Here is a 13,511-nt window from a genome sequence, read left to right as displayed (position 1 = left end):
TATGAGGAAAATCAATGGTAAAACGACTATGGACTGATTTACATCCCGAAAATGTGCCCAAAGTTGCCCAGCAAAAACTAACCAAGGATTATTTTGGCTTGGGCACTAAAATTCACTTAACGACTTTTGGAGCTACTCTTGAAGAAGATTTAGACGCCGCTAATGACTTGATCGTCGATTACGAAAATTTATTAACGGCTAATCGTGATAATTCCGAATTGATGGCGGTCAATCATGCTGCTGGAAAACATCCAGTGCAGGTTTCTAACGCAACCTACCAACTGATCAAGCGTGCAGTGCGGGTCAGTCGGCAACATTTAGGATTTAACGCAGCAATCGGGCCGTTAGTCAAATTGTGGGCGATCGGTTTTGCCGGTGCTAATTTACCGACACCTAAACAAATTCAACAACGTCTGACACTGATAGATCCACTGGATATTACTCTGGTAGATCAACAACAGACTGTTTTTCTACAAAAAGAAGGAATGGAGTTAGATCTCGGCGGGATCGCGAAGGGCTTTATCGCTGACCGGATTCAAGATTTGTGGCGCGCTCGGGGGATCGAGACTGGGTTGATCGACTTGGGAGGCAATTTATTGCTGGTCGGTCCGCATCCGCAGCATGCAGATGGGTTATGGCGAGTAGGCGTGCAGGCGCCTAAAGATAAACGCGGACAAGCAGTTGCAATCGTTAAAACGCCTGCGTGCTCGGTGGTTACGAGTGGTATTTATGAGCGGCATTTAGACATTAACGGTAAGAGTTACCATCATATTTTGGATTCCCGAACCGGCTATCCGCGCAGTAATGACTTGGCTAGTGTGACTGTTTTTTCCAAGTACTCGATCGACGGTGAAATTCAAACGACGGAACTGTTTTTTGCTGGTGAACCGGTGAAAAATTGGGGCGCGACCGATCCAGATCTATACGGTGCAGTTTTCGTGACTAAGGATCAAAAAATTATTTTAAGTGGAATCGATCCGCAGGATGTGACGGTGATCGCGCCGGACTTTGAACTGGTGGAATAAGTAAATTAAAAGCGAGTCAGTTTGTAACACGAAAAGAGAACGGGGATAAAAATTTCCCCGTTCTCTTTTTGGATATTAGTAAATTCTTAAGCTTTAGTAGCTGCAGCGAAGTCGTTGATTTCTTTTTTTTGTTTGTCATTAACTTTGCGTAGTTTCGGAGCAAAGCCGTGCAAGAATAACGACTGGTCACTGATTTTAACCGTGCTTTTTTCTAAGGCTTCACGGAACTGTTTTTCGATCGAAAGGACACCGCCTGAAGTACCAAACATATAAACTTCACTGACTTGGGCCGGGTCAATTTTTTCGGCGTATTTTTTGAGTTCTTCGTACATCTTAAAATGAAGAGCACCGCCTAAGTAAAGTTGATCGACTTTTTCTGGTAAAGCTTCTTCCAAAGGAGCTGCCTCAACGCCTAGTTGTTCTGCTAATAATTCTGCGACTAATTTTGTATTACCAGATTTGGAACAATATCTGACTGCAATCATGATGTGGTACCCCCAAATTTTAAATTTTAAAAGTTAGACCGTTTCTAATGATATTGTAGCATTTTTTACAGTTATGTTAAAATAATAGAAACGTCTACATTTAATACGGGAGGAACTTTAATGGAGCCCACAGCAATTAGTAATTATTTAGTTACTCAAATGAAAAAACAAGAGCAATACAGCGGCCCCCAAGATTTTGCGTTACGACCTACTAAAAATGTTACGGCTTCCGGAATCAACGTTTTACTAGAAAAAAATAATGACCAGCGACCACACGTTCATTACACGAAAAAAACGAAGATCCTGTACGTTTTTAGTGGTAGGGTCGTTGCCGACATTGCGGGGCAAAGGATCGTTTTGTCCGGGGGCAACATGGTTTTTTTAGCTAAGCAGACTAAATACGTTTTGTTGCCGTTAAAAAAGGGCGATATTTTAGTTAAGCTTAAATGTGACCTCGACCTCAATGAGCGGCTCCAATTTTTGGCCGTAGAACGTCCGGCGCTAGCGAAGATGATCTTAGAAATTTTGCAAGTTTACCAGCGCTATCAGTTCGCGGTCTTTAATGTCGCTAAAATTGACGACACTGCGGAACTGTTGGAACGGATCCTAGGAGAATTTATCACGGGAGGAGAATTGTGTGGCGAAAAGATCCAACACCTGTTGGCATTATTGTTATTAGAGTTGTTGGATCACCGCTATTACGTTTCGTTTGACAACCTGAACGTGCAGTCTAAGTACCAGTGTGCGGATTTTTTGGCTTATATTCATAAACACTACCGCAAAATTTCGTTGTCCTCGATGGCGCAGCGCTTTGGTTATAATCCCAGCTACTTATCGACGGAACTAAAACGGGTCACGGGTTCGTCGTACAAGGAATTGGTGGAAGAAGAACGAATGCAAGCGGCCGTTAACTTGCTGGCTAATCCACGGATGATGATCAACGAGGTGATCAATTACCTGGGTTACTCTTCCAAATCGTTTTTCTATAAGAAATTTCAGCAACGTTTTGCAATGTCGCCTTCCGCGATGCGAGAAAAGTTATTGGGAGAAAAAGTCGGTGAAAAATAGTGCGGGCAGTGTGATCAATTTAATGAAAGTAGATGTTTACCAACGATGAGGAAAAAAAGTAGTAAGATGCCACAGTGGCAAAAAAACGTCTACGCATTATGGCTGGGTGATTTTGCGACCGGTGCCGGTGCCAGCATGAGTTTGCCATTTTTACCGTTATTTATCAGCACTTTGGGTAATTTTCCTAAATGGGAGTTAACGCTATATGCTGGATTAGCTTTTTCCAGCACTTTTTTGAGTCAGGCGATCGTGTCACCTTTATGGGGTAAATTAGCCGATAAAACCGGGAGAAAACCGATGTTACTGCGGGCCGCATTTGGTATGACGGTGACCGCGACTTTGACCGGAACGGCGACTAACGTGTGGGTCTTGATTTTAATGCGGTTGATCCAGGGCTGTTTTTCTGGTTTCATGAATAATGCCTATGCCTTAGCCGCAAGCGAGGTTCCCCGCGAACACAGTGGTAAGATGATGGGAATGCTAACGACCGGTTCGGTGAGTGGACAGTTGCTCGGTCCGATTTTTGGTGGGGCGATCGCCGGGGTGTTGGGTTACCGTATCCCATTTTACATTTTTGGCGGGCTGATGTTGCTGGCGGCTTTAGTTACTTATTTTGGAGTTCAGGAACACTTCACCCCGGTCGTTAAAAAAGGTGGGCAGCAGCCCAGTGCTTTTGCCGGCGTGAAAAAGATCCACGTCGTGTGGGCGATGTTTATTTCGACGATGCTGATCCAAGCGGCAACTAACTCGATCAACCCGATCATTAGTTTGTTCGTGCGTGAATTAATGCATCACAGCGGCAACGTAGCACTGGTCAGCGGTGTGATCGCGGCGTTGCCGGGGATCGCAACGTTGTTAGCCGCTTCTAAATTAGGGGCTTTGAGCGATCATATTGGCGCGCAAAAAGTGTTAGTCGCAGGATTGGTGTTGTCGGGCGTTGTCTTTTTCCCGATGTATTTCGTGCAAACCGTCGTCGTTTTAGGCGTGCTGCGCTTTTTAGTGGGGATCGCCGATGCGGCATTGTTGCCGGTGACTCAAACCGTGATGTCGTTAAATTCGCCGCCACAAGCTGTTAGTCGAATTTTTAGTTATAGTCAGTCGTTTCAGGCGATCGGTTCTGTTTTAGGACCGATGATGGCTTCTGGGGTAGCCGGGATCTTAGATTACCGGTACGTTTTTTTGCTGACAACGGTGATCGTGGTGCTCAACTTGATCGTGGTTTTATGGGCCTTTAATAAGGATCGAAATTTAGCTTAAATCAGTAGGAGGAAAAAATGCGCAAAAAATTAGTGTTATTTGATGTCGATGGGACTCTGGTAGATAGTTATCCTGGATTTGAGCGGATCATGCATAGTATCTTGCCGCGCTTTGGCAAAACGGCTACCAAAAAAGAGCTGGAGAGTTTGTTTACTATGACGGGTGAACAGGAGATGGCGGCTTTAGAGATCCCGCTAGCTAAACAAGAAGAGTATCATGCGGCTTATCATCGTGCTAGTAAAGTATTAAAGATCAAAGAGCAGCCGTACTTAGGGGTCGCTGCGCTGTTGGATAAATTAACGACAACGACGGTCAAATGCGGGATCGTCACGTCCCGCGACCGCCAAAATGCGGTCAATATGTTACAACAGTTAGGTTGGCAAGATAAAATGGCAATAGTAGTGACTGCAGATGATACGGAGGAACATAAACCGGCGGGGCAACCGTTAGAATTTGCGCTGCAAAAAACGGAAATTGCGCCGGCGGACACATTGTATGTTGGCGATGCGCTGGTCGATCAGCAGGCGGCACAGGCGGCAGGAGTTGAATTTGCGGCGGCTGCGTGGGGGAACGGTAAAAACGGCGAATTTGCTAAGGAGACAACCGTGCTTCACCAAGTCAGAGATTTAGTTTACCTGTTATAATGATGGGTGTTTTCAATACCAAAAAGAGTACTGGGAGAAAACCGATTTTCTCCTAGTACCCTTTTTAGTATTTTCATAAATGTCATTCAGTTGTTATTGGCTTAACCACAGGTTTGATCATAATTGCACTCCCCAGACCAGTACCCTGTTTCCTAGCCACGTTTGACAACAAGTTCATGCTAGACTAGGGCTAGTCCACGCCTGCTCGCCGGCTTGTTTCACAGCTTGCTTTTTTCCCACGCATTTTCTACTTGTTCGTAGTTTAATTCTGCCGTCCGTGAAACTAGTAGTTGCGCGTGGCCGAGCTCTTCTTTGCTGCCGACTCCGACCGAAAAACTGCCAGCACTATTGATCGCGGTGATGCCCGCAATCGAATCTTCGATGCCCACACAATCTTTAGGCTGACAGTCGATCGCCTGAGCCGCTGCTAGAAAAATGTCCGGTGCCGGTTTGCCACTAGCGACTTTGCTAGGATCGGCAACCGCGTCAAATACGTTTGCTAACTGCAATTTTTCTAGGATAAACGGGCCGTTGAGACTGGCAGAAGCTAATGACAGCTTAACGTCGTGTTTTTGAAAGTCGGTGATCAACTGCGAAATTCCCGGAAGAATATTTTTAGGAGTCAGGTTGGCTAATAAGCCGCGGTAAACTTCATTTTTTTCGGCAGCCATGGCGTTAAATTGTTGCTCGGGCACGTCGATCTTTAAGTAATTTAAGATGGCGTGCAACGAATCAGCACGACTAACGCCTTTGGTTTGTTCTTCTAATTTATCCGGTAATTCCAAGTTAAAATGGTCTTTGATCAGCTTGCGCCAGGCCTGAAAATGATAGACCGAAGTGTCGGCGATGATCCCGTCTAAATCAAAGAGTGCGCCTTTCATTTAAAAACTTCCTTTCGCTTGCTAGTGGTGTTTTTTGCATGACGGCTTCGATTTGAGTGAAGTCTGTCGCTGAGATATTGATAAAAGGCAACATCGTGTTTAATTTTGGCAGCGACGTGGTGCCGAAGTTTTGCAGGTTATTTTCGTCTTGTAAGAACTGGAAGACGGGGTTGATCCCGCGCAACTGTTCGACTAAATAATCGTCTGCCATAATCACCTTAGCAGGCATGTCTAAATTATAATATTCGATGTAGCTTTCCTGTGGTTGGTAGGTGATCGTGTAGTCACCATTTGTCAGTTGCAACGGTAACTTAGCGTCCTTGCCATTGACGGTGACGCCTGTCTGACAGCGCGGTAACTTGAGTGTGACTTCTTGACCAAACGGCACGCTTAATTGCATTTTGATCGTGTGTTGCTGGTCACATTCTAACTGGTATTCGAGCTGTAAGTCACCGTAAGAGCTTAGGTAATGGCCCTTGACGTGTTTTAAGCGGTAGTCAAATTGCGGGGCAACGGTAACTTGTTGGTAACCGTTGGCTTGAGCCCGCAAGCCTAAGACATGTTGGTAAGCCCACGTCATCACGGCTCCGATTGAATAGTGATTGAGAGAATTCATCCCTTCCGGATTGATGGTTCCGTCTGCTGATACGGAATTCCAGCGTTCCCATACGGTAGTGGCCCCTAAGTTAACGGCGTATAACCAGCTAGGAAAATCTTCGTTTAAGAAAAGCTGCATTGCTAATTTGTGTTGGCCGTTATCTGATAAAACCTGACACAATAACGGGGTACCGACAAAGCCAGTCTTTAGGTGGTTATTGTCTTTATCTAGGCGGGTCACTAAGTCTTGCAATACCCGTTGCTTTTGAGTGGTAGGTACTAGGTTAAAGTATAACGCCAACGCGTAGGCAGTTTGGGTATCAATAGCTAGTCTGCCATTAGCAGTGATGTATTCGGCAACGATTGCTTTTTTAATAGCAGCTGCTTGTTTTTGGTAAGCGTTAGCCGCATCGTCATCGCCTAAAAGCTGGGCTGTTTGAGCCACGATCCAGCTGGAATAGCAGTAGTAAATAGAAGCAATGAAGTCTTCGTCGGTTTTGCCGGTCGGTAAAGCCGGATTTTCGCCGTCCATTGACAACCAATCGCCAAACTGGAATCTGCCGGTCCAGAGATCTTTAGTCGTGGTGTTGTTGCTGATCCAGTCGACCCAAGCTTTCATACTGTCGTAGTTTTGTTTGAGGATCGTCGGGTCACCGTAAGCTTGGTAAATGTTCCACGGAATAATGGTTGCGGCATCGCCCCAAACGGCGGCACCGCCTTCTTCGTTGCCCATTGCGGGGGCGTACATGGTCAACATGCCGTCATGGCGACTTTGTTCGATTGCCATGTCCTTAGCATATTTTTTGAAAAACGCGTAGGTGTTCATGTTATAAGCCGCCGTGCTCGAAAAGATGTTGGCATCCCCCGACCAGCCTAAACGCTCGTCACGTTGCGGGCAGTCGGTAGGAACGTCGAAGAAATTACTCTTTTGGCTCCACAAAATGTTTTGGAATAAACGGTTGACTTTGGGATTATCGGTTTCGATGCTGCCGGTCAGCTGCATGTCCGAATAGATCACGGCCGCTCTAAAGTCAGCGGCTTTTAGCGCCGATTTCATCCCGCTGACCTTCACGTAACGATAACCGTAATACGTGAAGTGCGGGCGGACCCACTGCTGATTACCAGCAGAAGTATAGTGCCAAGCAGCCCGGGCTTCTCGCAGGTTTTCACGGTAGAAGTTGCCGTTTTGTAAAATTTCACCCATTTCAAATTCGACGGTCGTGCCTGTAGCTTCGTGATTGTTAAATTCCAACCACCCGGCATGGTTTTGTCCGAAATCTAAAACGGTCTCGCCGTTAGGAGTGTGGATCACTTCCTTGACGGGCAGGTATTCTTTGACCTTGAGTGGCAGGCTTAAACGATCATGCAAAATGTCATACGGGTGATCGATTTGTACGGCCGGTTGCCAGTTAGTTGGTTCGATGGTATCGTCGTAATCTTCGCCGTAGTAAATGGCAGACTTGGTGATCTTACCGCTGGTCGTTTGCCAAGAGTCGTCACTAGCGATGATTTGACTACTGCCATCGGCGTATTCCAAATGGAGTTCAGCCAATGCCATTTGTCTGGAACCGTAAATGTTATCTTGACCGCCGTCAAAGCCAAAGTTGCCTTTGTACCAGCCATCTCCTAGTGAGATCAGCAATTCTTGTTTGCCTTGAGTTTGCAATAATGCGGTAACGTCGTAAGTTTGGACCTGAACCAATTTGTCATACGCCGTTACTCCGGGTGCAAGGATCTCGCTGCCAATTTTTTGCTGGTTTAAATAGGCTTCGTATACCCCTAGGCCGGTCATGTAAAGTCGTGCGTTTTTAACCGCCTGGGTTGGAGTAAACTCACATTTCAGCAGGGTATTTTGTAAGTCACTGTCGGGATTACCGATCCACTTGCCACTGAATTTTTCCTGCATTTTACCAGTTTCAAAAAAGGTTTGCTGCTGCACTTCTTGGGTGCCGTCCGTCAACGAGACCGTCACGGTATAGTGAGTGCGAGGCTGCAGGTCGATGGCGATATCAAAGAAATTATTGGCGTAATTTTGCCACTGAGAATCGTAAACTTTGGTGGTTGGATCTGCGATCAACAATCGTTTTTGCACATTTTGTGGGGCGGCGTTATTCTGGGCGCTGAATTCGACGCGCAAAGTTTGTCCCAAATCAAAGCCAACTGGTTCTAGCATGTGATTGATGAGGATCTGCTTAATTTTCATCTAATGCATCTCCTTTAAAAGATTACAGGCGAGTTTCGAAGTGGCCACAGAACGGATCGACAGGGTTTTGCCCGCAAAACTCTTCTTTACCACTTAATTTGCGCAGTAAGGCGTCGATCGTGACGTCGTTGCCGGTATAGGCGTTGATGTAGGTCGAAACCTTCGGAATATCGTACAAATGATACGGGTTGCAGGTCGAAACAAAAATCGTTGGGATATCACGCATAAACCACGGAGCGTCCGCCGCCATCAAGTGGATCCAGTCTAAACGAGTGGTAGTTTGGTTGCTGGCCGTTTCAACGTTAGCGACGTACAATGCCAGGTCAAATTGGTCTTTTTCTTCTTGCACTCCGCCTTCAAAAACTTCGTGGAAATTCAGTTTTTGGCGGTCAAAAACGGTCACTTTAAACCCTGCCGCAGTTAATTTTTGCTCGAATTTGGCGGTGACTTGGCCGCCTTCTTTAAAACCACCATCGTCGGTATCACCTAAAACTACTAACCGCACGCGCGGGTATTTTTGGGGCGTCATTGGTAACAGTTGTTCGCGGTCTTTGACCAAAGTGATCGATTTAGCTGCTACGTCTGCTGCCATTTTTTCGTGTTCTGCTAGTTTGAGGTCTATGTTAGCCGAAGTGGGGTGGACTAAGTTACTGTTAGTATCCATCACGCCTTGAGCTAGTTTAGTAGCGACGATCCGGGTAACAGCTTCGTCGACGCGTTCCATGCTGATCGTACCGTCGTTAACGGCGTCGGTGATGAAGCGGTAATCTTCGTCGATGTCTTTGTTAAATAAGATCATGTCGATGCCAGCATTGATCGTAGCTGGTAAAGCTTCACTGCGCGGCAAGATTGCGTTGTAACCGATCATTGGGGTGGCGTCGGTGATCGTTAGACCGTTGAATTTGAGGACTTGACGCAAGAGACCGTCGATCAACAATTTAGAAGTTGAGGCGGGACGGAGGTCTTCGTCTGCGATCCCCGGTTGTAGCCGTCGTTCCCAAGCAGGTTGCATGATGTGGGCGATCATGATACTTGGTAAGCCGTTTTCGATCAGGTGATGATAGATTTGGCCGTAAGATTCCATCCAATCATCCGCAGATAGCGAGTTGATCGAACTTAATAAGTGTTGGTCGCGTTCGTCCACGCCGTCGCCCGGAAAATGTTTAGCGACAGGAATAATGTCGTTGGCAACTAATCCCTTGATCTCGGCGTCAGACATTTTAGTGACGGTTTCTTGGTTGCTCCCAAAGGTACGAACGTTCATGATCGGGTTGCGGAAATTTTGGTCTAAGTCCACGATCGGTGAAAACGACATGTTAGCGCCGACTTGCTGCGCTTCATAGCCGGAAACGGCACCTAATTCGTAGGCTTTGTGTTCGTCGCCGGTCGCAGCAATTTGGAGTGGACGACCAAACCAAGTTCCTTCGCTAAGTAAACCATTGCCGCCGGCTTCTAGGTTGGCGGAAATGAGTAATGGGATCTGACTTTCAGTTTGAGAAACCGCGATCTCCCGTTGCAGTTTTGCGGCTTTATCTGGGCGGTACATAATACCACCAGGTTGGTATTTGTTAACAAATTCTTTGAGGTCTACTGTATCTTCATCTTGTCCAATGACAAAAAAGAGTTGTCCGATTTTGGCGGCGGTGCTCATCTTAGCAACCGTATCGTGGACAAAATCGATCTGTTCTTTAGTTAAGTTATAAGGCTTTTGTGTTAGGTCTAGCATTAAATTTCCTCCATTTGATATGAAATATTATTGATTCCGATTTCATTTTAGCTTAATGTATTAGGGGACGCTATTGCTAAATTTCATAAACTTTATGTTTATTTCACAGATTTGAAGTTACTTGGGGATTGCTAATGAAAAAGGTGTTGACATGGTACAAAAAATTCGCCAGCTGCTGCGTAAAAATAATCTGCCGCGTAAGTGGGACGACGTGTTAGCGACTATTGAGAAAAGTGGGACCGCAACCATTAAGGTGGGAATGATCGGGACCCAGCCGGTCTATCGTTTTTTTGAAACTTATTCCGATAACTTAGTGTTAAACGACAGTTCGATTTCCGTGGCCGTACAACCAACGGCTTCGTTTATTCCCTTTCACATGCACGATTACGTTGAAATCATGATCCCGCTGGTTGGAGACTGTACGGTAGTTTTGGAACACAGGGCGGTCAAGGTCAAAGAAAAAAACATTATTTTCATGGGTAACAAAACGATCCATAAAGTCGAACCAATCGGTAAAAATGACATTGTAGTCAATATTGCGCTGCGTAATTCGGCGTTTTCGCTCAATGAATTAGATTTTTTACAACGCAAGGAGAGCGGTACGAACATTTCTAATTTACTGTTTTCGTTGCTTTCAGACGAAGAATACGGCGAAGGACGCTACAGTTTGTTTGAGACCGGTGCCGACCGCCAGATCATTGCGTTGGTCTATGACATTATTAAGGAATACTATCACCAAGACGTACAGTCGACGCAGCTGATTCGCTTAGAGATGCTGACGCTGTTTTCCCGGTTGATCAGGCAAGCGGACCGGGCCACGTTTGAATTTAAAAAAGAGCAGCACCAAAAGACTAACTTGCTTTCATTACTGTTGTACATAGAGCGTAATTATAGTGATATTACCTTGCAAAAAATGGCGGTGCACTTTGGTTTTAACCCTAACTACTTATCGGATTATTTGAAAAAACAGACGGGAAAAACTTTTATTAAGTTAGTGCACTTGCAACGCATCAACGTGGCTGCGGAATATTTGAGTTATACCAAAGCACCGATCGAAAAGATCGCTAGTAAGGTAGGCTACGAAAACCCATCTTATTTCTATAAGATCTTTAAAAGCTATTTTGGTATTTCTCCGGCGCAGTATAGGAAGGAAAATGGGAAGTAACAGGCTGCGTAGGCTGGGGGCTGGAACAAAATATTTGAATAACTGAAACTAAGAGCCAAGGGCAAAAAATTTTTTGCCTTGGGCTCTTTTTGGTTCCCGACTATTAATAGTTGGGAAAATTAAAGCCAAGCTAATTAAATCATAAAACGATTTATTTAATCTGTGAAATGAATATAATTTCTCTGTTTTTTGGATATAGCTATGTGAGAAATTGAATAATATACTTATGATTGATAAATGTAACCGAAAACATAGTAAGGGGAGTTTAATAGTTATGGAGAAAAAGAAACTAACAGCTGCCGTCGGCATGTTGAGCATGAATCTAATGTTGATGTCAACGTCGACTGCCGGCTCTGCGATCGCAGCGATTGCTAAATCGTTTCCTAAAGAACCAATTTCAAAGGTTCAACTGATCAGTTCGATCCCGCAATTAGGGCAGATCATTGCTACGGCCATTTTCAGTTGGCTAGTCTACATGATGACCCGCAAAAATTTAGGATTATTAGCGGTTGGTATTATGGCCGTCGGGGGTTTGATCCCTGCATTTTATAGCAATAGTTTAAATTTAATTCTAGCCTGCATGGTTTTATTAGGCTTTGGTGCTGGGGTAATTAGTAATATTGTTCCGGTGATGATTCAAGCTAATTTTGACGGCGAAGACCGGGCGACTGTCATGGGTTGGTCTGCGGGAGCAAATAATATCGGGATGATGTTGTTTACCTTCTTAGGTGGCTGGCTAGGTGGTAGTAACTGGCGCAACTTATTTTGGGTTTATATCCTCAGCTTGGTGATCTTTTTGCTGGCCTTTTTCCTAATTCCTAAGGATACGAAATTAACGACTACCCAAGAAGAAAACGACGATCAAGCTAATAACGAAAAAGTAGGTGTCTTTTCTTTACTTAGGAGCCTCGACCTTTATGCCTTTATTATCTACCTAATTACGTTTTTCTTGTCGATTGTCATGATGACCTTCTTAGCTAACCAGTCGATTTTGTTGGCTAGTCAAGGCAAGGGAACGGCTTATGTAGGTATGGTGGTATCGATTGGTAATATCGGTGGCATTATCACTGCTGCGGTATTGACTTACATCAGAAAAATGACTAAAAACGATACGATTGCTTGGGGCTTTGTTGCCTTCGCTTTGTCGTTTGCATGTATTATGTTTTCTAGCAACTTCATTATGCATATCTTGGGCAACATGTTTTCCGGGATGGGGATCGTGATGGTCAATGCTACGATTCCGTACGAACTGTCGATTTTAGCCGACCAGAAACATTTTACGGTGGCAATTTCGTTGAATACCTTAGTGTCATCGATCGCCGGGATGATCGTGCCGATCCTATTAGCAGCTATTCGTATCAAACCGGGCTATGATTCATTTATGTCAGGGGTAATTATCTCCTTGATCGTAGCGGCTATCCTATTGTTGACTCGCTTTGGTAATCAGATTGAAAAACGGAGCCAAAAAGATTAATAGTGGGGGTTAGATGATGCAAATTAAAAAGTTTAATTTAAGTAAAGATGAACCTAACGTAACTTTAACGGCTTATTTACTGGACGATTCGGGGGAAATGTTGAAGGGTACGCCACGTCCGGGGATCATCATTTGTCCTGGCGGCGGCTATTTCAGTTGTTCCGACCGGGAAGCGGAGCCGATGGCGATGTATTATGCCGCCCAGGGCTACCATGCTTTCGTGTTAAACTATACGACTTATAACGACGGACAATTAGAATTACCAGATCTTTCGCAACCTTTGCCTCCTAAGAAAAAGACACTTTTTCCTAAGCAATTACGGGAATTGGGGCAGGCAATGTTAAAAATCAAGGAAAATGCGCAAGACTGGCACGTTGACCCGGAACAAATCGGGGTTTGCGGTTTTTCTTCCGGCGGCAACTTAGCTGCCTTATACGCAACACGTTACAACGAGGCGGTTTTGACCGATTACTTTAAAGTAACAGCTTCCCAGTTGAAACCGGCTGTTGCTATCGTGGGCTATGCAGTTGTAGATTATCATTTTTTGGCTCAAGATATTCAAAGTTCCCGTTTAACTGGGATGGATAAAGCTTTTTTGCGGGCATCAAACGTAGTTTTGTTGGGCACCGAAGATCCTAGTGAAGAACAAAATAGCGCAGTTAGCGCGGTTGACCATGTTGATGCACAGACCCCACCGTTTTTTATCTGGGCAACTGCGAGCGATCCATTGATCTCGCCGCGTCATTCACTAAACTTAGCGACTGCTCTGGCTAAAAAACAGGTTCCCTATGAACTGCATGTTTTAGGCGAAGGCGGACACGGCATGAGTTTAGCCACTCAAGCTACTGCTGAGGCACGTTCACAGATCAACCCGATCGTGGCACAGTGGACGCAAGCTTGTCAGAAGTGGCTGCAAAAGCAAATGCCACTGAAATTGCCCGCTCAAAGTGATTTTGAAAAGATGATGGCGCCCAAAGACTAGGAGG

General features: G+C 45.2%; 11 protein-coding genes. 7 read left to right on the top strand and 4 right to left on the bottom strand.

What is annotated here, in order from left to right:
• Nucleotides 1-14: 14 nt before the first annotated feature.
• Nucleotides 15-1,025: an FAD:protein FMN transferase gene (locus ACSYSK_RS07765; protein ID WP_491714578.1), complete on the top strand. Its 1,011-nt coding sequence runs from the start codon at nt 15-17 to the stop codon at nt 1,023-1,025.
• Between the two features lie 86 nt (nt 1,026-1,111).
• On the opposite strand, the gene ACSYSK_RS07760 is transcribed toward ACSYSK_RS07765, so the two are convergent.
• Nucleotides 1,112-1,510, bottom strand: coding sequence for a flavodoxin family protein (locus ACSYSK_RS07760; RefSeq protein WP_491714577.1), 399 nt, complete (start codon nt 1,508-1,510; stop codon nt 1,112-1,114).
• A gap of 120 nt (nt 1,511-1,630) precedes the next feature.
• Here ACSYSK_RS07760 and ACSYSK_RS07755 point away from each other — a divergent pair, with 120 nt between their 5' ends.
• The 3 genes from ACSYSK_RS07755 to ACSYSK_RS07745 are packed head-to-tail and all read left to right on the top strand — an operon-like array spanning nt 1,631 to nt 4,479.
• Complete coding sequence (locus ACSYSK_RS07755; RefSeq protein ID WP_491714576.1) at nt 1,631-2,578, top strand: helix-turn-helix transcriptional regulator; 948 nt, start codon at nt 1,631-1,633, stop codon at nt 2,576-2,578.
• Nucleotides 2,579-2,623: 45 nt separating this feature from the next.
• On the top strand, nt 2,624-3,835 hold the full coding sequence (locus ACSYSK_RS07750; protein ID WP_491714575.1) for an MFS transporter: 1,212 nt from the start codon (nt 2,624-2,626) through the stop codon (nt 3,833-3,835).
• A 17-nt stretch (nt 3,836-3,852) separates the two neighbouring features.
• A complete protein-coding gene (locus ACSYSK_RS07745) occupies nt 3,853-4,479 on the top strand; it encodes an HAD family hydrolase (protein ID WP_491714574.1) in 627 nt (208 codons plus the stop codon).
• A 218-nt stretch (nt 4,480-4,697) separates the two neighbouring features.
• Here the strand turns inward: ACSYSK_RS07745 and pgmB are convergent, their stop codons facing one another.
• Genes pgmB through ACSYSK_RS07730 form a run of 3 tightly spaced genes read right to left on the bottom strand, consistent with a single transcriptional unit; the run spans nt 4,698 to nt 9,886 of the window.
• A complete protein-coding gene (gene pgmB, locus ACSYSK_RS07740; RefSeq protein ID WP_491714573.1) occupies nt 4,698-5,360 on the bottom strand; it encodes a beta-phosphoglucomutase in 663 nt (220 codons plus the stop codon).
• A complete protein-coding gene (locus tag ACSYSK_RS07735; RefSeq protein ID WP_491714572.1) occupies nt 5,341-8,160 on the bottom strand; it encodes an alpha-L-rhamnosidase in 2,820 nt (939 codons plus the stop codon). Before ACSYSK_RS07735 ends, pgmB begins: the two co-directional genes overlap by 20 nt.
• A gap of 22 nt (nt 8,161-8,182) precedes the next feature.
• Complete coding sequence (locus ACSYSK_RS07730) at nt 8,183-9,886, bottom strand: glycoside hydrolase family 3 protein (RefSeq protein ID WP_491714571.1); 1,704 nt, start codon at nt 9,884-9,886, stop codon at nt 8,183-8,185.
• A 151-nt stretch (nt 9,887-10,037) separates the two neighbouring features.
• On the opposite strand from ACSYSK_RS07730, the gene ACSYSK_RS07725 reads away from it, so the two are divergent.
• The 3 genes from ACSYSK_RS07725 (at nt 10,038) to ACSYSK_RS07715 (ending at nt 13,507) form a co-directional block, all read left to right on the top strand.
• Nucleotides 10,038-11,051: an AraC family transcriptional regulator gene (locus ACSYSK_RS07725; protein ID WP_491714570.1), complete on the top strand. Its 1,014-nt coding sequence runs from the start codon at nt 10,038-10,040 to the stop codon at nt 11,049-11,051.
• Nucleotides 11,052-11,325: 274 nt separating this feature from the next.
• Nucleotides 11,326-12,525: an MFS transporter gene (locus ACSYSK_RS07720; RefSeq protein ID WP_491714569.1), complete on the top strand. Its 1,200-nt coding sequence runs from the start codon at nt 11,326-11,328 to the stop codon at nt 12,523-12,525.
• A 13-nt stretch (nt 12,526-12,538) separates the two neighbouring features.
• A complete protein-coding gene (locus ACSYSK_RS07715; RefSeq protein WP_491714568.1) occupies nt 12,539-13,507 on the top strand; it encodes an alpha/beta hydrolase in 969 nt (322 codons plus the stop codon).
• Nucleotides 13,508-13,511: the final 4 nt, after the last annotated feature.

The organism is Ligilactobacillus sp. ESL1201, from assembly GCF_058503265.1.
Note: the sequence above shows the minus strand (reverse complement) of the source record. Positions and strands in the feature narration are given on the sequence as shown.